The organism is Sphingomonas sp. DMC6, assembly GCF_056314225.1.
In genome coordinates this window covers 150,746-169,421 of the sequence record NZ_JBQUYT010000003.1, presented here as the reverse complement: position 1 = coordinate 169,421, position 18,676 = coordinate 150,746, and the positions used below count along the sequence as shown (strand labels likewise).

General features: G+C 67.2%; 20 protein-coding genes. 14 read left to right on the top strand and 6 right to left on the bottom strand.

The genetic code is table 11. From position 1 onward, the window contains the following. The first annotated feature begins 7 nt into the window (after positions 1-7). Together ACT53M_RS08095 and ACT53M_RS08090 are read left to right on the top strand one after the other, a co-directional pair. On the top strand, positions 8-1,651 hold the full coding sequence (locus tag ACT53M_RS08095; protein WP_476232603.1) for a M28 family peptidase: 1,644 nt from the start codon (positions 8-10) through the stop codon (positions 1,649-1,651). A 156-nt stretch (positions 1,652-1,807) separates the two neighbouring features. After that, the gene (locus ACT53M_RS08090; RefSeq protein WP_476232602.1) at positions 1,808-2,626 is read left to right on the top strand and encodes a Rossmann-fold NAD(P)-binding domain-containing protein; all 819 of its coding nucleotides are present in this window, start codon (positions 1,808-1,810) and stop codon (positions 2,624-2,626) included. On the opposite strand, the gene ACT53M_RS08085 is transcribed toward ACT53M_RS08090, so the two are convergent. From ACT53M_RS08085 to ACT53M_RS08070, 4 genes are all read right to left on the bottom strand, one after another. After that, a complete protein-coding gene (locus ACT53M_RS08085) occupies positions 2,536-3,471 on the bottom strand; it encodes a DMT family transporter (protein WP_476232601.1) in 936 nt (311 codons plus the stop codon). The two genes, ACT53M_RS08090 and ACT53M_RS08085, sit on opposite strands and share 91 nt — an antisense overlap. A 160-nt stretch (positions 3,472-3,631) precedes the next feature. Next, positions 3,632-4,633, bottom strand: coding sequence for a threonine aldolase family protein (locus ACT53M_RS08080; RefSeq protein ID WP_476232600.1), 1,002 nt, complete (start codon positions 4,631-4,633; stop codon positions 3,632-3,634). Positions 4,634-4,671: 38 nt separating this feature from the next. After that, positions 4,672-6,918: a transglycosylase domain-containing protein gene (locus ACT53M_RS08075; protein WP_476232599.1), complete on the bottom strand. Its 2,247-nt coding sequence runs from the start codon at positions 6,916-6,918 to the stop codon at positions 4,672-4,674. Positions 6,919-7,032: 114 nt separating this feature from the next. Beyond that, the gene (locus tag ACT53M_RS08070) at positions 7,033-7,599 is read right to left on the bottom strand and encodes an HNH endonuclease (RefSeq protein WP_476228582.1); all 567 of its coding nucleotides are present in this window, start codon (positions 7,597-7,599) and stop codon (positions 7,033-7,035) included. 101 nt (positions 7,600-7,700) lie between these two features. Between ACT53M_RS08070 and gluQRS the strand changes: the two genes are divergently transcribed. From gluQRS to egtD, 5 genes are all read left to right on the top strand, one after another. Continuing rightward, positions 7,701-8,549 (top strand): tRNA glutamyl-Q(34) synthetase GluQRS, encoded by an 849-nt coding sequence (gluQRS, locus tag ACT53M_RS08065; RefSeq protein WP_476232598.1) that lies wholly within the window; start codon positions 7,701-7,703, stop codon positions 8,547-8,549. A 17-nt stretch (positions 8,550-8,566) separates the two neighbouring features. After that, a complete protein-coding gene (locus ACT53M_RS08060; RefSeq protein WP_476228584.1) occupies positions 8,567-8,794 on the top strand; it encodes an HIG1 domain-containing protein in 228 nt (75 codons plus the stop codon). An 85-nt stretch (positions 8,795-8,879) separates the two neighbouring features. Then, the gene (locus ACT53M_RS08055; RefSeq protein ID WP_476232597.1) at positions 8,880-9,476 is read left to right on the top strand and encodes a cob(I)yrinic acid a,c-diamide adenosyltransferase; all 597 of its coding nucleotides are present in this window, start codon (positions 8,880-8,882) and stop codon (positions 9,474-9,476) included. A 31-nt stretch (positions 9,477-9,507) separates the two neighbouring features. Continuing rightward, complete coding sequence (egtB, locus tag ACT53M_RS08050; protein WP_476232595.1) at positions 9,508-10,785, top strand: ergothioneine biosynthesis protein EgtB; 1,278 nt, start codon at positions 9,508-9,510, stop codon at positions 10,783-10,785. 4 nt (positions 10,786-10,789) lie between these two features. Continuing rightward, positions 10,790-11,767: an L-histidine N(alpha)-methyltransferase gene (egtD, locus tag ACT53M_RS08045; protein WP_476232594.1), complete on the top strand. Its 978-nt coding sequence runs from the start codon at positions 10,790-10,792 to the stop codon at positions 11,765-11,767. A 5-nt stretch (positions 11,768-11,772) separates the two neighbouring features. Here the strand turns inward: egtD and ACT53M_RS08040 are convergent, their stop codons facing one another. After that, positions 11,773-12,306 (bottom strand): DUF2939 domain-containing protein, encoded by a 534-nt coding sequence (locus tag ACT53M_RS08040; RefSeq protein WP_476232593.1) that lies wholly within the window; start codon positions 12,304-12,306, stop codon positions 11,773-11,775. 168 nt (positions 12,307-12,474) lie between these two features. Between ACT53M_RS08040 and ACT53M_RS08035 the strand changes: the two genes are divergently transcribed. Beyond that, a complete protein-coding gene (locus tag ACT53M_RS08035; RefSeq protein WP_476232592.1) occupies positions 12,475-13,344 on the top strand; it encodes a 3-hydroxybutyryl-CoA dehydrogenase in 870 nt (289 codons plus the stop codon). A 177-nt stretch (positions 13,345-13,521) separates the two neighbouring features. Here the strand turns inward: ACT53M_RS08035 and ACT53M_RS08030 are convergent, their stop codons facing one another. Next, positions 13,522-14,775, bottom strand: coding sequence for a NupC/NupG family nucleoside CNT transporter (locus ACT53M_RS08030; protein WP_476232590.1), 1,254 nt, complete (start codon positions 14,773-14,775; stop codon positions 13,522-13,524). A 132-nt stretch (positions 14,776-14,907) separates the two neighbouring features. Here ACT53M_RS08030 and ACT53M_RS08025 point away from each other — a divergent pair, with 132 nt between their 5' ends. From ACT53M_RS08025 to ACT53M_RS08000, 6 genes are read left to right on the top strand one after another with little or no spacing between them, the layout of a single operon-like run. Next, positions 14,908-15,594 (top strand): queuosine precursor transporter, encoded by a 687-nt coding sequence (locus tag ACT53M_RS08025; protein WP_476232589.1) that lies wholly within the window; start codon positions 14,908-14,910, stop codon positions 15,592-15,594. A gap of 19 nt (positions 15,595-15,613) precedes the next feature. Beyond that, positions 15,614-16,513: an acetylglutamate kinase gene (gene argB / locus ACT53M_RS08020; protein WP_476232588.1), complete on the top strand. Its 900-nt coding sequence runs from the start codon at positions 15,614-15,616 to the stop codon at positions 16,511-16,513. Between the two features lie 58 nt (positions 16,514-16,571). Further along, the gene (locus tag ACT53M_RS08015; RefSeq protein ID WP_476228593.1) at positions 16,572-16,886 is read left to right on the top strand and encodes a YggT family protein; all 315 of its coding nucleotides are present in this window, start codon (positions 16,572-16,574) and stop codon (positions 16,884-16,886) included. Next, positions 16,886-17,194: a DUF167 domain-containing protein gene (locus ACT53M_RS08010; RefSeq protein ID WP_476228594.1), complete on the top strand. Its 309-nt coding sequence runs from the start codon at positions 16,886-16,888 to the stop codon at positions 17,192-17,194. Before ACT53M_RS08015 ends, ACT53M_RS08010 begins: the two co-directional genes overlap by 1 nt. Then, positions 17,184-18,059: a bifunctional methylenetetrahydrofolate dehydrogenase/methenyltetrahydrofolate cyclohydrolase FolD gene (gene folD / locus ACT53M_RS08005; RefSeq protein ID WP_476232586.1), complete on the top strand. Its 876-nt coding sequence runs from the start codon at positions 17,184-17,186 to the stop codon at positions 18,057-18,059. The genes ACT53M_RS08010 and folD overlap by 11 nt, the downstream gene beginning before the upstream one ends. Next, positions 18,056-18,676, top strand: a complete 621-nt coding sequence (locus tag ACT53M_RS08000) for a MarC family protein (protein WP_476232585.1) — start codon at positions 18,056-18,058, stop codon at positions 18,674-18,676. The genes folD and ACT53M_RS08000 overlap by 4 nt, the downstream gene beginning before the upstream one ends.

Below are 18,676 nucleotides of genomic sequence, written 5' to 3'. Positions count from 1 at the left end.
ATAGAGGATGCTTCGATCGCTAGCGGCGCTGTTGTTGCTCGCCGCGCCTGCCTATGCGCAAACGGCTGCGCCCAAGCCGGCGGCACAGGCGCCCGCCGCGCCGCTCACGCCCGAACAGGCCGGGCTGAAGGCGCATGTCCAGTTCCTCGCATCGGACGCGCTGCGCGGGCGCGAGGCAGGGACGCGCGATTTCGATGTGGCGGCCGAATATGTCGCGGCGCGCATGCTGGCGATGGGGCTGAAGCCGGCGGGTGGCGACGGCAGCTGGTTCCAGCCGGTCAAGCTCGCCACCTATCGCCCCGCCGAAAAGGCGAGCTGGACGCTCACGCGGGGTGGGGTGGCCGTGCCCTTCACGTTCGGGGAAGATTTCTTCAACGGCCCGGTGCCCAGCAGCCCGGATTTCACGGCGGGCGGGGGCGTGGTTTTTGCCGGCTATGGCATCGTCTATCCCGAGGGCAAGCTCGACGAATATCAGGGTCTGGACGTGAAGGGGAAGATCGTCGCGATCCTGCCCGGCACACCCAAGGGGCTGGCGAGCGAAGTCGCCGCCCATTTCAGCGATGACGACCAGAAGGCGCGGCTGGCCGAAGCGCGCGGCGCCAAGGCGGTGATCATCCTCGAATCGCAGGCGCGGCACAGCGAATATGCCTTCAAGGCGATCGTGCCCTTCTACAACTATGCCCGCCATGGCTGGGCCGATCCCGAAGGCGTGGTGCATGTGCCGGCACCCGGCGCGCCGGTCGTCGGCTATGTCAGCCAGGAGGGCGCGGCCAAGCTGTTCGAAGGCGGCCGTGTCCGCTGGCTCGATGTGCTGATGGCGGAAAAGAAGGGCAGCCGCATGCCCACCGGCGCCTTGCCGGTCACGCTGGCGGTTACCGCCAAGACCAAGATCTCCACCAAGGACAGCCGCAACGTTATTGGCATGATCGAGGGTAGCGACCCTGCGCTGAAGGGCCAATATGTCATCCTGTCGGCACATCTCGACCATGTCGGGCTGGGCGAGCCGGTGAATGGCGACCGCATCTATAACGGCGCGATGGATAATGCGATCGGCACCTCGACGGTGCTGGAGATCGCCCGGACCATCCAGGAATCGGGCCGCAAGCCTCGCCGCTCGCTGCTGTTCGTTGCGCTGACGGCGGAGGAAGAGGGGCTGATCGGCTCCGACTATTTCGCCCATCTGCCGCCGGTGCCGAAAGAAGCGCTTGTCGCCGACGTCAATTTCGACATGCCGATCCTCACCTACAAGCTGCAGGATCTGGTGGTGCTGGGCGGCGAGCGCTCGAGCATCGGCCCGGCGGTGGTCGCGGCAGCCAAGAGCGAAGGGCTGGGCGTCGTGCCCGATCCGTCGCCGGAGGAGAATTTCTTCGTCCGCTCCGACCATTACAGCTTCGTCCAGTCGGGCATTCCGGCGGTGTCGATCGACACCGGCCCGGGCGGCGAGGGCAAGGCTGCGGAGGAATATTTCCTCAAGAACAACTATCACAAGCCGTCCGACCAGATCGACCTGCCGTTCAACTGGGAATCGGCGGTGAAGTTCAAGCATGTCGGGCTGGAAACGGTGCTCGGCATTGCCAATGCCGACAAGCGGCCCAGCTGGAACAAGGGCGACTTCTTCGGCACGCTGTTCGGGGGCTATGGCGCGAAGTGATGCTTCCTGCTCCTCCCCGGCACGGGGAGGGGGACCGCGCGGCGTAGCCGCGGGGTGGAGGGGGCTCTCCACAGGCGATCCGCGTGCTGGGCTCCCCCTCCACCAAGCCGCTGCGCGCCTTGGTCCCCCTCCCCGTGCCGGGGAGGAGTTTTTCCTATGCGCCTGCTGATCTTCGGCCCCGGCTACAGCGCCTCCCGTCTGCTCGCGGCCGCCGAGGCGCGCGGTATCGCGACCGCCACCGTCACCCGCGCGACCTTCGCAGATGCTGCCCGCACCCGCGCCGAAATCGCCGCTGCCACCCACATCCTGTCGAGCGTACCGCCGACCGATACGGATCCGGTGCTCGACGCCTATGGCGAAGACCTCGCCCGGAGCGGCGCCTGGCTCGGCTATCTCTCCTCCACCGGCGTCTATGGCGATACGGGCGGCGGCTGGGTCGATGAAAGCGCGCCCCCGCGCGGACGGCGCGGCCCTCGGCTTGCCGCCGATCAGGCCTGGGCCACGCTGCCCCATGCCCGAATCTTCCGCTTGCCCGGCATCTATGGCCCAGGCCGCTCGCCGCTGGAACGGATGGCGGCGGGCGCGGTGCGCGTCGCGGTGCCGGGGCAGGTGTTCAGCCGCATCCATGTCGACGATCTGGTCGCCGGGGTGCTCGCCGCGTTCGACGGCCCGCCCGGCATCTACAACCTCGCCGATGACCTTCCCGCGCCGCAAAGCACTGTGCTTGCCTATGCCGCCGCATTGCTCGGCATCGATCCCGGCCCCGAAGTGCCGCTCGACCAGGCGGATCTCAGCCCTGCCGCGCGCGCCTTTTATGCGGAGAACCGCCGCGTCGCGAACGGCAAGGCGAAGCGGCTGCTAGGCTGGCGGCCGCGCTATGCCGATTACCGGTTGGGCCTGCGCGCCCTCAGCGCCAGCACCAGCCCGGCGAGCACCAGTACCGCGCCGGCGCCCGCCAGCAGCGACCAGCGATAGCCCTCGAACAGGGTCGAGAGCAGCATCGCGATCACCGGGATCAGCACGCTGGTATAGGCCGCCTTGGCCGGGCCGATCGTGCGGATCAGCTGGAAATAGATGCTGAAGGTGATCGCGGAACCGATCACCCCCAGATAGGCAATGCCCAGCAGATAGGCCGGCCGCGTCTCGATCACCGGCGCACCGGTGGTGGCGAGCGCAAAGCCCGCATCGATCGCCGCGCCGATCAACATCGCCCAGCCCAGCGCCGTCGCCATTGGATAGGCTTTGGCGGTCTGTGTCGCCTGCATCACATTGGCGACCGAGGCGGAGAACACCCCCGCCAGCGCGATGCCGATGCCGATCAGCGCCTCGCGCGGGCCGACCGGGTTCAGCCGCGCCTCATGCACGAACAGCAGCGCGACGCCTGCCATAGCCACCGCCGATCCGGCCAGCAGCTGTCGCCCCATGCGCTGGCCGAGGAAAAGCCGGGCGAGGATCGCATTGGGCACCAGCAGCAGCGCATAGACCACCGCCACCACGCCCGAGGTAACATGCGCCTCCGCCCGATAGACGAAATTGAAGTTGAGCACGAACTGGGCGAACCCCAGGCACGCCGCGAATAGGATTCCGCGCGCATCGAGCCACAGCCGTTCCCGGCGCAGCAGCGCCCAGCCAAGCATCGTCACGCCCGCGACGGCGAAGCGATAGCTGACCGACCAGCTCGGTGGCACGACCGCCAGCTGATCCTTGATGACGAGCCAGGTCGAACCCCAGATCAGCGTGACGAGCAGGAACGGGAGCAGCACCGACAGGCGCGCGGAGCGGGGCGGGGAGTCTATCAAGGCGTGCTCCCACACACGCATTCCCTTCCCTGCAAGGGAGGGGCTAGGGGTGGGTCTGGCAGCGGGCGGGGCTCGATGCTCCGCCCGCTGCCTCTGGCTGTTAGGGCAGGAGCTCGGGCTAGCGCCCTCGCACCCACCCCCGGCCCCTCCCTTGCAGGGAGGGGAGCGCGTTCTTTACCCCTCACAACCCCGCAATCGCGTGCGCGAGCGGCCGGATCGCTGCTTCGCTCTGGTCCCAGCTCGTCACCAGCCGCACTTCGCCTTCCGCCCAGTCGTAGAAATCGAACCCCAGCGCGCGCAGCCGGGCGGCTTCGTCGGGCGTCGCCTTCAGGAACACTTCGTTGGCCTGCACCGGATGGACCAGCCGGTCGCCCGCTGCTTCGGCCAGCAGCCGCGCACCGGCATTGGCCGCCCGCGCATTGGCAAGCCACAGATCGCCCTCCAGCATCGCCAGCAGCTGCGCCGCCAGATAGCGACCCTTGGAAAACAACAGCCCCGCGCGTTTGCGCCGGTACAGCGCGACCTCGGCCAGTTCGGTGCGGAAATAGACCAGCGCCTCGGCGCTCATCCCGCCATTCTTGACGAAGCCGAAGCTCAGTGCGTCCACGCCTGCGCGCCAGGTCACTTCTCCGGGGTGGCAGCCCAGATGCGCCACCGCATTGGCAAAGCGCGCGCCGTCCATGTGCAGGCCCAGCCCGCGCGTCCGCGCCATATCGCCGATCGCCGCAACTTCGTCGGGCGTATAAACCAGCCCATATTCGGTCGCGTTGGTGATCGAGATGGCGTGCGGCTGCACCTGATGCACGTCCTTGCGGATCGGGTCGATCACCCGTGCGATCGCCTCCGGGGTGAGCTTCGCGCCCGGCCCCTCGGCGGCCATCAGCTTGGCGCCATGGGTGTAGAATTCGGGCGCGCCGCCCTCGTCGCAATTGATGTGCGCGTCGCGGTGGCACACCACCCCGCCATGCGGCGGGCAAAGAGTCGCCAGCGCGAGGCAATTGGCGGCCGTGCCGGTCGGTACCCACAGCACCCGAACCGCCGTTCCGAACAGGTCGGAAAAGGCGCCGTCGAGCCGCTTCGACCAGCCATCGCCGTCATAAGCGGTGTCGAGCACATTGGCCTGCGCCATCGCTTCCAGCACGGGCGGGCAAACGGCGGCGGCGTTGTCGGAGAAAAAGCGCATGGCCTTGTCCTTGCGGCGTTAACGGCCGCCGGTCAACGCTATGGGTTGCCCGATTCCTGCGTGTCGCGCTTTGGCGCCTCGCCGCCGCGCGGCGTGGAGGCCGGCAGCGGCACGCGGATCGTCCGCGGGATGGGGTTGTCGGGATTGTCCGGCCCGCCCGGCATTGCGTCGCGCACGCGGCTCAGGTCGATCTGCACGCCCTTGTCGTCGATCTGGACGATGTTACCGAGCGTGTCGCCATCCATGGTCGCATTGTCGTCGGGTACGTCGGTCGGCTCTGCAACCTCCGCCGCGCCGACGCCCAGCGCCTGCGTCATGAAGCTGCGCCAGATCCGCGCCGGCAGCGCGCCGCCGGCAGCACCCGGCACCGGGCTGTTGTCGTCCTTGCCGATCCACACGCCGACGACGAGATCGCCCGCCCAGCCGACGAACAGCGCGTCGCGGCTGTCCTGGGTCGTGCCGGTCTTGCCATAGGTCGGTACCGACAGCGCCGCGGCCCGGCCGGTGCCCGACTGCACCACGGTCTGCAGCATCGAACGGAGATCGTCGAGCTGGCGGTCGCCGAAGCGCGTCGCGCCGCCCAACTGGCGCGACAGCCAGTCGTCTGCGGCTTCCTCGGCATCCAGCCCGCGCGGTCGCACCGGATAGCTGCCGTTCGCCACCGCGGCATAGGCTGCGGTCAGCTCGAGCAGCGTCCCGGTCGAGGTGCCCAGCGCGATCGAGGCATCGTTGCCGATCGGCGTCGAAATCCCCAGGTCGCGCGCCGCCTGCGTCACCCGGCCGACGCCGACCTGCTGGATCAGTCGCGCCGCGACGACATTGCTCGATTTGGCGAGCGCCTGGCGCAGCGTGATCCGCCCGGCATAGCGGCCATCGGCGTTGGAGGGCTTCCAGTCGCCGATCGTCACCGGCTTGTCGTCGACCATCGTGTCGGGCGTCATGCCCGATCGCAGCGCCGCCAGATAGACGAACAGCTTGAATGCCGAACCCGGCTGGCGCTGCGCCTGGGCCGCGCGGTTGAACGGGCTTTCGCCATAGCTGCGCCCGCCCACCATCGCCACGACGCGGCCATCGGGGTGCATCGCGACCAGCGCGACCTGCGTCTTGCCCAGCCCCGCGCCCTTCACCACCCGTTCGGCCATGCGCTGCAACCGCATGTCGAGCGTGGTCTTGACGGTCTGTTCGGTCGCCACGCCGCCGGCGCGGTCGCGCGCCTGGGGGAGCACCCAGTCGGCGAAATAGGTGCCGTTCGGCAATTCCTCGGTCTCGCTGACGTGCAGCACCGCCGGGCGCACCCGCCGCGCCTCGTCCTCGGTGATGAAGCCCGCTTCCTGCATCGCGCCGATCACCAGCTTCTGCCGCGCGCGTGCGCCGTCCAGATTGCCGGTCGGCGCCAGCCGGCTCGGCGCCTTGACGAGGCCCGCCAGCAAGGTCGCCTGGCTAAGCGTCAGCCGCTCGGGCGTGGTCGAGAAATAATGCTGCGCGGCGGCGCGCAGGCCATAGACGTTATCGCCGAAATAGACGTTCGACAGATAGCGCGACAGGATCTCGTCCTTGGTCAGCCAGCCTTCCAGCCAGAAGGCGATCAGCACTTCCTGCGCCTTGCGGCCAAAGGTGCGGCGGGAGTCGAGAAAGGCGTTCTTGGCGAGCTGCTGCGTGATCGTGCTGCCGCCCTGCGATCCGCCGCCCGAGCTCACATTATGGAACATCGCGCGGGCGATGCCGCGCGGATCGACACCCCAATGGCTGTAGAAACGCCGATCCTCGATCGCGATGAACGCCTGGGCGATATGCGGCGGCAGCTTCTTCACATCGACCGGCGCGCCGATGACGGCGCCGCGCCGCGCGATCGGCGTGCCGTCATCGGCGAGCAGCGTGATCGACGGCGGCGCCGGCGGCCGCAGCGATTTGGAGAGCGGCGCCGTCACCGCCAGCCAGGCAAAGGCAATCACGAACAACAGGATCATCGCGGCAATGCCGCGCACGATCCACCGCCCCCAGCGGATGCGGCGGATCGCGGGAAGCTGGATCGGCGAATCCTCGTCGGGCGGCAAGCCATCGCCGCCGCCCCCGCTGCCGCCGCCGGGCGGTGGAGGAGGATAGCTGCCGCGCGGAACGGGCCCATGGGGGATCGGTTCGGCCGGCGCTTCGCGCTTCATGCCCGGCCGCCAGACCGGCTCGCGCTTGCCCGGGCGGGCGTCGTCGCCCGGCATCCATGCGGTTTCGGGCGCGGCGGCACGCCGCAGCGGGAATCGACTGTCAGAAGAACCGGGCTCACGCGCCATCGTGCCGCTTTAGCCGAGTATCTGTGTTATCGCAATAACACACTCGTGGAGAATTGGCCGGGATTTGGGGGAGAAGCCAATAATCCTCCCCGTGCCGGGGAGGATCGGAAACCCTCAAGCCTCCAGCTCGACATCCCAGTAGAGCCAGTCGTGCCAGGTCTCATGCAGATGGTTGGGCGGAAAGCGCCGGCCATGTTCCTGCAGCTGCCAGCTGGTCGGGCGGATCGGCTGGATGTGGAGGGGCATCGCGGCCTGTTTCGGGGTGCGTCCGCCCTTTTTCAGGTTGCACGGCGCGCAGGCGGTGGCGACATTTTCCCAGGTGGTGCGGCCGCCCTGGGCGCGGGGAATGACGTGGTCGAAGGTGAGATCCCGGTGCGATCCGCAATATTGGCAGGCGAACTTGTCGCGAAGGAACAGATTAAACCGGGTGAAGGCGGGGAATTGGGAAGGCTTCACATATTGTTTGAGCGCGATGACCGAAGGCAGCTTCAGCCTCGCGCTGGGACTTCGGACTTCCCGTTCATAATAGGAAACCACATCGACCCGGTCGAGGAAGATGGCCTTGATCGCCGTCTGCCAAGGCCACACGCTGAGCGGATAATAGCTGAGCGGGGTGTAATCGGCATTGAGCACCAGGGCCGGGCATCCATCCGGGTGGCGTATCAGATCGGGATGGTACATGCGCTACCTCACCCTCGACTTTTCCGTGTCCCGCCTCTTGCCCAAAAGCGTGACGCCCCGATGACAGCATATGCCGCGACTCGCGGTCAAGGGCCGTATTGATGCTTATCCACACCCGTTTTGCACCCAGCCCGACCGGGCGCCTTCACCTGGGTCATGCCTGGTCGGCAATTCAGGCGCATGATTTTGCGCGTGCTGCCGGCGGGCGGTTCAGCCTGCGGATCGAGGATATCGACGGCACCCGCGCGCGGCCCGAGCATGTCGCGGCCATCCTCGCCGATCTCGAATGGCTGGGGCTCGGCTGGGACGGCGAGGTGACGTTCCAGTCGCAGCGCCTGCCGCGCTATCAGGCCGCACTCGACCGGTTGCGGGAGATGGGGCTGCTCTATCCCTGTTTCTGCACCCGCGCCGACATCGCCGCCAGCCTGTCGGCGCCGCACGGGCCGGACGGCGCGCTTTATCCCGGTACCTGTCGCGGGCTTGCCGACCCCGACTGGTCGCGCCCGCACAGCTGGCGGATCGACATGGCGAAGGCGGTTGCGCGCACCGGCCCGCTCGTCTGGCACGACGCGCATGCCGGCACCGTCACCGCCGATCCGCTGGCGGCGGGCGATGTGATCCTCGCGCGCAAGGATGCGCCGGCCAGCTACCACCTTGCCGTCACTGTCGACGATGCCGCGCAGGGCATCACCCATGTCGTGCGCGGCGTCGATCTGTTCGCGGCAACGCATGTCCACCGGCTGCTCCAGGCGCTGCTCGGCCTGCCGACTCCCGCCTATCGCCACCACGCGCTGCTCGCCGGGCCGGACGGCACCCGCCTCGCCAAGCGGCATGGATCGCCCAGCCTGGAGACGATGCGCCTCGCCGGCGAAGATGGCCGCGCGCTGGCGGACCAGTTGCGACACGGCATCTTGCCCTTTGGAACAGGGCAGTTGGATTCGCTCCAATAGAGGCGTAGTATCGGCGGATGGTGTTCCTCGCGATCCTCTTCCTGGCCGCGCTGCTTGCAACGCTGTTCTTCCTCATCAAGGGGCTGGTCAACATGGCCGGCACTACCAGCGCCGATCTGGAAGGGCCCGGCCCCAGCGAGCGGGCGATCCGGTCGAACCAGATGATGCAGAAGCGCATCCTGTTCCAGGCGATCGCCATCGGCGTCGCCGCGCTGATCCTGTGGATCGCCTCGGCAAAGGGCTGACCTGATCCTCCCCGGTACGGGGAGGAGCGGCCCTGCCCAAAAAGCCATGGCCATGCCGCGCACTTTGCGCTCTAACCGCCGGCCGATGGTCAAGCTCAACAAAATCTACACCCGCACCGGCGATGCCGGCACCACCGGTCTGGTCGATGGCTCGCGCGTCGCCAAACACTGCCCGCGACTCGCCGCGATGGGCGATGTCGATGAAACCAACAGCGCGATCGGCGTCGCCCGTGCCACGCCCGGTATCGACCCCGCGCTCGACGCGATGCTCGCGCGCATCCAGAACGACCTGTTCGATCTCGGCGCCGATCTCGCCACGCCCGGCGAGCCCGAATATGCGCTGCGCATCGTGCCCGCGCAGGTAATGTGGATCGAACAGGCGATCGACACGCTCAACGCGCCGATCCCGCCGCTCAACAGCTTCATCCTGCCCGGCGGCAGCCCTGCGGCGGCGGCGCTGCACCTCGCCCGCGCCATCGCCCGGCGCGCCGAACGCGCCGCCGTGGCTGCAAATGAGGCGGGTAACCTCAACGCCTATGCGCTCGTATATCTAAACAGGCTGTCCGATTTCCTGTTCGTGGCCGCGCGCGCCTTGAACCAAAATGGGCAGGCGGACGTTCTGTGGGTGCCCGGGGGGTCTCGCGGTGGCCAGGATGATAGCGGCGCTTCGTCAACGGGTTGACGGCCGGACGCCTGCCGGCTAGGAGAACAAAATGCGAACAAGCTCGGAATTGGCGCCGGCCCCCGCTTCGCTTGCGCAGCGATACGCCGCGGTTCGCGCGCTCAGCACCGATCTGGTCGCGCCGCTCTCCGATGCCGACGCGACAATCCAGTCCATGGATGATGCCTCCCCGGCCAAATGGCATCTCGCGCATACGACCTGGTTCTTCGAAACCTTCGTGCTGCGCGATCATGTGCCCGGCTATCGGCTCTATGACGAACGCTGGCCGTTCCTGTTCAACAGCTATTATGAGGCAGAGGGCGCCCGCCACGCCCGGCCGCGCCGGGGCATGCTCTCGCGCCCGACCCTCGACGAAATCCGCGCCTGGCGCGCAGCCGTGGATGCTGCAATTGTCGACGTAATTCCAACGCTTTCGGCCGATGCGCTGGCGCTCGTCGAACTCGGCTGCCAGCATGAGCAGCAGCATCAGGAACTGCTGCTCACCGACATTCTCCACCATTTCTCGGTCAACCCGCTCGAACCTTCGGTATGGCCCGGCGGAGCCAAGGTGCCGGTGGCGATGCCCGGCCCGACCGGCTGGATCGAGGGGCGGACGGGTGAAGTTGAAATTGGTGCACAAGCCACAACTTCCTCAACTTCGCCCTGCTTCACCTTCGATTGCGAAGGCCCGCGCCACAGCGTTCTGCTCCACCCGCATGCGCTCGCCGACCGCACCGTCACCAATGGCGAATGGGCGGCCTTCATCGCCGATGGCGGCTATACCGATCCGCGCCACTGGCTGTCGGACGGCTGGGCCTGGGTGCAGGCGAACCGGATCGGGGCGCCGCTCTACTGGCGGCTACAGGACGGGGCGTGGACGCGCTTCGGGCTCGACGGCCGCCGCCCGGTCGATCCCGCTGCGCCGGTCACGCATGTCAGCCTGTACGAAGCGGATGCCTATGCCAGCTGGGCGGGCGCCCGCCTGCCGACCGAGGCCGAATGGGAAGCGGCCGCCGCCCCCGCCGACTCGCTATCCGGCAACCAGCTGGATGCCGCCGGCCCGGTCGAGCCGCGCCCCTCCACCGGCGGCCCCGCCTGGTTCGGCGATGTCTGGGAATGGAGCGGCAGCGCCTATCGCCCCTATCCCGGCTTCCGCACCGCCCCCGGCGCGGTCGGCGAGTATAACGGCAAGTTCATGAGCGGGCAGTTCGTGCTGCGGGGCGGCAGCTGCGCCACGCCGCGCGGCCATGTCCGCGCCAGTTATCGCAACTTCTTCTACCCGCATCAGCGCTGGCAGTTCACCGGCGTGCGCCTGGCAAAGGATCTCTGACCCCATGCTCAAGCAGGAACTCGAAGACGGCCAGGCCAGCCTTGCCGACCCCCATTTCCGCGCCGATGTCCTGACCGGCCTTGCTGCCAGCCCCCGCGCCATTCCCGCCCGCTGGTTCTATGACCGGCGCGGATCGGAACTGTTCGAGGCGATCACCGAACTGCCCGAATATTACCCCACCCGGACCGAAACCGCGCTCCTCTCCGGGATCGCCGGCGAACTCGGCGCGCTGGCTGCGCCCGATGCGGCGGTGGTCGAATTCGGCTCGGGCTCCTCGACCAAGACGCCGCTGTTGCTGCGGGCGATCGACCCGGCCGCCTATGTGCCCATCGACATTTCGGGCGCCTTTCTCCGCCAGTCGGCGGCACAATTGTCACAGGCATTTCCGGGTCTGCCGGTCTATCCGGTCGAGGCCGATTTCCTCCGCCCGGTGCCGCTGCCGGCGCAAGTCGCCGGCATGCCGAAGCTCGGCTTCTTTCCCGGCTCGACGATCGGCAACATGAATGCATGGCACGCGACCGATCTGCTGCGCGCGATGCGCGAATGGCTGGGCGAGGGCGCCCGGCTGCTGATCGGCATGGACCGGGTGAAGTCGCCCGACATCCTCGTCCCCGCCTATGACGATGCGGCCGGGGTGACGGCGGCGTTCAACCTCAACCTGCTCGCGCGGATCAACCGCGAGCTGGCCGGCACCATCCCCATTGACGCCTTCCGCCACCGGGCGATCTGGAATGCCGATGCCGCACGGATCGAAATGCATCTGGAGGCGCAGCGCGATGTGGCCTTCACAGTGGATGGCCGCGATTTCGCGATGGCGGCGGGCGAGACGATCCACACCGAGAACAGCCATAAATATGGGCCGAACGGCGCCCGGCTGCTGCTGCGCGGGGGCGGCTGGACGCCGATCCGTGAATGGACCGATCCGCAGGGCTGGTTCGCGCTGATCCTGTGCGAGGCCCAGCCGCTCCGCCGCGCGCCGTGAGGGGGTTAGCGGAGCACGCTGTCGGGCAGCTCCAGCTTTACCAGCTTCCAGCCGGCAAAACCCTGTCGCGCGAACAGCAGGGCCGGACCCTGTTCGTTGGTGCGGGTGTTGGTCATTCGCACGCGAAAGCGATCCATGGTCACCCATTCGTCGTCGAAGCGGATGTCGGGGTTCGGCTGGCGCGGCGTCTGGTCGCTCGTGCCAAGCTTCCTTCCCTGCACCATCGCGCTGATGCCCTCGGGCGTGACAAAGCCGTCGACCATGCGATCGACAAGTGTGGGCGCGAGCATCATGCCCAGGCCCGCAAACGGATTGTTGCGCGCCGCCGGATCGGTTTGCATCTGGCGCATCATCGCTGCGGCGATCTGCGCCTTCAGGCTGGTTCGCACCGCCGGAAAATCGATCGCGGCTTCCAGCCTGTCGGTGTCGCCGCTAAGCGCTGCCTGCCGCAGGTGTCGCGCCGCCCAATAGGCGGAACCGAAATAGATGCCGCCCACCAGCGCCACCAGCACGGCAATGGCTGCAATCCGTTTGCGCATGTGCATACCCCCTTCGGGGAGCCTATGGTCTTGTCGTCGATAGGGCAACAACGCCCCGTCACGGATGGGATGGTGGCGAGCGGCATGGGAATTGGCATGTTCCCGCTCTAGCCGCAGCGCGCATCGACGAGTACGGCTCGCGCGACGAACAGCCATAAGGAGAGCGGCATGAAGACGGTTGGCGTGATCGGCGCGGGGCAGATGGGGGCGGGGATCGCCCAGGTCTCGGCACAGGCGGGCTATGCGGTGCTGCTGTCCGATGTCGATCAGGCGCGGGCGGAAGCCGGCAAGGCGGGCATCGCCAGGCAGCTCCACCGCGCGGTCGAGAAGGAAAAGATCACCGCTGCCGATGCCGAAGCGGCGCTGGGCCGGATCACCCCGGTCGGCGATCTGGCGGCGATGGCGCCTTGCGATCTGGTGATCGAGGCGGCGACCGAGCGCGAGGCAATCAAGCGCCAGATCTTCGAGACCGTCGGCAAGGTGCTGGGCGCAGAGGCGATCCTGGCGAGCAATACCTCGTCGATCCCGATCACCCGGCTGGCGCAGGCGGCGCCCGATGCCGCGCGCTTCATGGGCGTGCACTTCTTCAACCCCGTGCCGGTGATGGGCCTGATCGAGCTGATCCGCGGCCTTGCCACCAGCGACGCGACGGTTGCGGCAGTCGAGGCGTTCGGCCAGTCGCTCGGCAAGCGGATCGTCCATGCCAATGATGCACCCGGCTTCATCGTCAACCGCGTGCTGATGCCGATGCTCAACGAAGCCTGTTTCGCGCTGGGTGAGGGCGTGGCGACGATCCCCGACATCGACGCCGCCTGCCAGCTGGGCCTCAACCACCCGATGGGGCCGTTCACGCTCGCCGATTTCATCGGGCTCGACACCTGCCTCGAAATCACGCGCGTGCTGTTCGAAGGCACTGGCGACCCCAAGTTCCGCCCGGCGCCGCTGCTGGTCAAATATGTCGAAGCCGGCTGGTATGGCCGGAAGACCAAGCGCGGCTTCTATGACTATACCGGCCCGGAGCCCGTGCCGACGCGGTGAGGGGATCGGGTTTCACCCTCACCCTTCCCTCTCCCAAAGGGAGAGGGCGCTTCAACACCTCTCCCTTTGGGAGAGGGAGGGGCCCATCGCGATAGCGATGGGAGGGTGAGGGTGCTCAATCCTCTGCAAATTGGGATTCTACCCGCTCCACTACCGGCGCGAATCCGCGCTTTGAACTTACGGCAGCAACAGCCCCGCCAGCGCCGCCGACATCAGGTTGGCGAGGCTGCCGGCGACCAGCGCCTTGATTCCCAGCCGGGCGATCACCGGCCGCTGGTTCGGCGCCAGGCTGCCGGTCGCGGCCATCTGGATCGCGATCGAGCTGAAATTGGCGAAGCCGCACAGCGCGAAGGTGACGATGGCGCGGGTGCGCGGCGCCAGGTCGGTCATATGGCCCAGGTCGATAAAGGCAACGAACTCGTTCAGCACCACCTTGGTGCCGAACAGCCCGCCCGCCTCCAGCGCCTCGTGCCAGGGAATGCCGAGCAGATACATGACCGGCGCAAACACCGTGCCGATGATCGACTGGAAGCTGAGGCCCGGATGGCCGAACCAGCCGCCAACCGCGGCGAGCAGGCCATTGGCCAGCGCGACCAGCGCGACAAAGGCGAGCACCATCGCGCCGACCGCCACCGCGATCTTCACGCCGGTCGACGCGCCGGTCGCCGCTGCCATGATGATGTTGGCGGCGCGCTCTTCCTCGATGTCGTGCTCGGCGACCCGGATCGCCTCATCCTCGTTCGACACGGCAATCTCGGCTGCGGCAGGCTCGTCGGGATACATGATCTTGGCCATCAGCAGCCCGCCCGGCGCCGCCATGAACGAGGCGGCGAGCAGATAGGGGAGCGATGCCGGGCCGAGCAGGCTGGCATAGGCGGCGAGAATCGTGCCGGCGATGCCGGCCATGCCGACGCTCATCACCGCGAACAGCTGCGACGGCGTGAGGCGGGCGAGATAGGGGCGAATCACCAGCGGTGCCTCGCTCTGGCCGACGAAGATGTTCGCCGCGGAACAGAGCGATTCGACCTTGCTGATGCCGGTCACCTTCTCGATCGCACCGCCGATCCAGCGCACGACCAGCTGCATGATGCCGAGGTGGTAGAGAATCGAGACGAGCGCGGCGAAGAAGATGATCACCGGCAGCGCGGCGATGGCAAAGCTCTGGCCGCCCATTTCGGGCTTGGCGAGATTGCCGAACAGGAAGCTGGTGCCGGCGCTGGCATAGCCGAGCAGCGCGGATACGCCGTTCGCCATGGTGTGGAGCACGGTCTGGCCCCAGCCGGTGCGCAGCACGAGGATGGCGGTGCCCGCCTGGAGCGCGAACGCGGCGCCGACGACGCGGAAACGGATCGCGCGGCGATTGCTGGACAGCAGGAAAGCGATCGCGAGGATGGCGAGCACCCCGAATATGCCGATCGGGAAATGAGTCATTCTAGGTCGTTGGCCCCCATCGCCGGCGGAATCTGTGCCAGCAAACCGGCCGACCATACACGCGATGGCGCATCTTGCCAGAGGGATGCGCACCATCTTCCACCGCGCGCGCTTTGCCGCTAGCAACTGCCGATGGACAAACCCGGCCCCGCGATCCCGCGCTCGCTCTTTTTCCTTTCGATCTTCTATGGCGGCATGGTCTGCATTGCAGGCGTACTCGGCAACAAGCAGGTCGCGCTTGGCCCGATCAGCCAGATCGGCACGATGGTGGGCGTGGGGCCGCTCGCGGTGGAAGCCGGGATCTTCGCGTTCCTGTTGCTCGTCTCGGTATCGAGCGCGGTGGCGGAGCTTTGGGGCCCGGATGTCGCGCGCAAGCTGGTGTTGTTCGGCTTCGTGCCGCTGGTAACCTCGGTCGTGCTCGCCTTGCTGGTGCTGGCGCTCCCGCCGTCGCCCAGCATGGCGGCGGACCGGCTCCATGCTTTCGAGCTGATGATGTCCGGCACGCCGCGCATCTGGCTGGGCGGCATCATCGCCTATGGCATCTCGCAAATCCTCAACGTGACCATCTTTTCGGCGCTGAAGGGCCGTGAATCGGGCCGCACGGGCCTTTTGTGGCTTCGCTCGGCCGTTGCGAGCGCGCTGAGCCAGATCACCGACACGCTGATTTTCGTGACCGTCGCCTTTTACGGCGTGTTTCCGATCGGGCAGCTGCTGGTCGGGCAGATGCTCACCAAGGTCGTGCTGTCGCTGATCCTGGTGCCGCCGCTGATCTATTTCTTCGTGTGGGTCGGACGCGCACTCGATGGACGTAGCGCCTGAGCGGTCCTAAAGGGCGCGCATGACCGACCACGCACCCCATCCGGCGCTGCTCGCCAAGGCCGAAACCCTTACCGAGGCGCTGCCCTATCTGCAGCGCTATGCGGGCGCCACTTTCGTCGTGAAATATGGCGGCCACGCGATGGGCGATCCGGAGCTGGCGCGCGATTTCGCCGAGGATGTGGTGCTGTTGAAAGCGGTCGGGATCAACCCGATCGTCGTGCATGGCGGCGGGCCGCAGATCGGTCGGATGCTCAAGCGGCTAGGCGTAGAATCGACCTTTGTGGGAGGTCTGCGCGTCACCGACAAACCAACCGCCGAGATTGCCGAGATGGTGCTTGCGGGGTCGATCAACAAGGAAATCGTCGCGTGGATCGCCGCGGCGGGTGGCAAGGCGGTGGGCATTTCAGGCAAGGATGCTGGCCTGGTCCGCGCCGAGAAGGTGCAGCGCACGGAAGCCGATCCGCTGCAGGGCATCGAGCGCCATGTCGATCTCGGGTTCGTCGGAGAGCCGGTGGCCGTCGATATCTCCATTCTCCAGTCGCTGGCGGCCTCGGGCTTCATTCCCGTGGTCTCGCCGATCGCGCTCGGGGCCGACGGCCACACTTATAACATCAATGCCGATACCATGGCGGGGGCGATTGCTGGTGCGTGCGGCGCCAAGCGCTTCTTCCTGCTGACCGACGTGCCTGGGGTGCTGAGCAAGGACGGCGATCTGCTGACCGATCTCGATGCGGCGCGGGTCGCTGCGCTTAAGGAAGACGGCACGATCAAGGGGGGGATGATCCCAAAGGTGGAGACCTGCGTGAACGCTGTTGCGGCGGGTGTGGACGCAGCGGTGATTCTCGACGGGCGCATTCCGCACGGCATGTTGCTCGAAATCTTTACGCGCCAGGGCGTAGGCACGCTGGTGCATGGCTGACATTTGCCGGGCAGCACCTATGTTAGGTACCCGAAACTAACGCCTCGCGGAGAGTAGATTGACCGAGACCCTTCTGGTTGTGCTGCGCATCGTTGCGGTGCTGCTCAACGTCGTCTGGTGGACCATCGTCATCCAGGCGATCCTGTCGTGGCTGATCGCGTTCAACGTCATCAACACGCACAATGATTTCGTCCGTTCGGTCTGGTACGCGCTGCAGCGGATGACCGAGCCGCTCTACCGGCCGATCCGCCGCATCCTGCCCGATTTCGGCGCGCTCGATCTTTCGCCGCTGGTGGTGCTGCTGGTGCTCTACATTCTGCAGACCATCGTGATTCCCAGCCTGATGATGCAGATCGCCACCGCCGGTTATTGATGCCGGCGTGGCGGCGCCGCGATGGCGGCATCGAAATTGCCGTCCGCGTGACGCCGCGTTCGTCGAAGGAAGTGCTGGCGGCGGGGACGGAGGAGCATTTCGTCGCGCGATTGACCGCGCCGCCGGTGGAAGGCGCTGCCAATGCCGCGCTGGTGCCGTTGGTTGCCAAGACATTCGGCGTGCCGAAGCGCGACGTGACGCTGATCGCGGGCGAAACTGCGCGGTTGAAGCGGCTTTCGATCGCCGGGGACTTTACGGTGCTGGAACAGATCGCCCGCAGCCTCTATGGCGAGGCGCATGACGGCTGAAATCATCGACGGCAAGGCATTCGCCGCGGGCTTGCGTGCCCGCATCGCGGAACGGGTTCCCGCTTTCCAGGCTGCAGCGGGCCGCGTGCCCGGGCTGGCCGTAGTGCTGGTGGGCGACGACCCCGCCTCCGCCGTCTATGTTCGCTCCAAGGGCAAGCAGACCCGCGAGGCGGGGATGGAAAGCTTCGAGCACCGCCTGCCCGCCGAGACGACGCAGGACGCGCTGCTGGCGCTGGTCGACCAGCTGAATGCCGATCCCGCGGTGGACGGCATCCTCGTCCAGCTGCCGCTGCCGCGCCATATCGACGAACAGGCGGTGCTGCTGCGGATCAGCCCCGACAAGGATGTCGACGGTTTCCACCCGGTCAATACCGGTCGGCTGGCGACCGGGCTGGAGGGGTTCGTCCCCTGCACGCCGCTCGGCTGCCTGATGCTGCTCAAGGACCAGCTCGGCGACCTGTCGGGCATGGACGCCGTGGTGATCGGCCGATCGAACATTGTCGGCAAGCCGATGGCGGCGCTGCTCACCAAGGCGAGCGCCACGGTGACGGTGGCGCATTCGCGTACCCGCAACCTGCCGCATCACCTGAAACATGCCGACATCGTCGTCGCTGCGGTCGGCATTCCCCATTTCGTGAAGGGCGAGTGGCTGAAGCCGGGCGCAACCGTGATCGATGTGGGCATTAACCGCACCGAAGACGGGCTGGTCGGCGATGTCGACTTTGACAGCGCGGCGAGCATCGCCGGCGCGATCACGCCGGTGCCGGGCGGGGTGGGGCCGATGACGATCGCCTGCCTGCTCCGCAACACCCTGGTCGCGGCGCACCGCAACGCCGGCGTGCCGATCGAGGCGGACGCGATTTGATCGAGCTGTTCGTCTCGTCGTTCATCACCTTCTTCGTGGTGATCGATCCCCCCGGCTGCGCGCCAATCTTCGCGGGGCTGACGGCGGGAACCAATGCCGTGCATCGCCGCGCGATGGCGGTACGCGCGGTGTTCGTCGCGTCGCTGATCCTGCTCGGCTTCGCAATGTTCGGCGAGGCTCTGCTGCATGCGCTGGGCATCAGCCTGCACGCCTTCCGCATTGCCGGCGGCATCATGCTGTTCCTGATCGCGCTCGAAATGGTGTTCGAAAAGCGCACTGAACGGCGTGAGGATCGGGCGGAGAAGGTCAAGGCCGAGGATCCGGTCGACATCTCGATCTTCCCGATGGCGATGCCGATGATCGCCGGGCCGGGCTCGATCGCGTCGGTGATGCTGCTGATGTCGCAGAGCGACGGGATAGAGCGGTCGGCGACGGTGCTGGCGGCGATGCTGGCGATCCTGTTGCTGACCCTGCTGGCGCTGCTCGCCGCCGGGCCGATCATGCGGATCGTCGGCGCGAAGATCGAAGCGGTCGTCTCCCGCGTGCTCGGCGTGTTGCTCGGCGCGCTGGCGGTCCAGTTCGTGATCGACGGAATCCGCGCAGCGCTGCACGTCTGA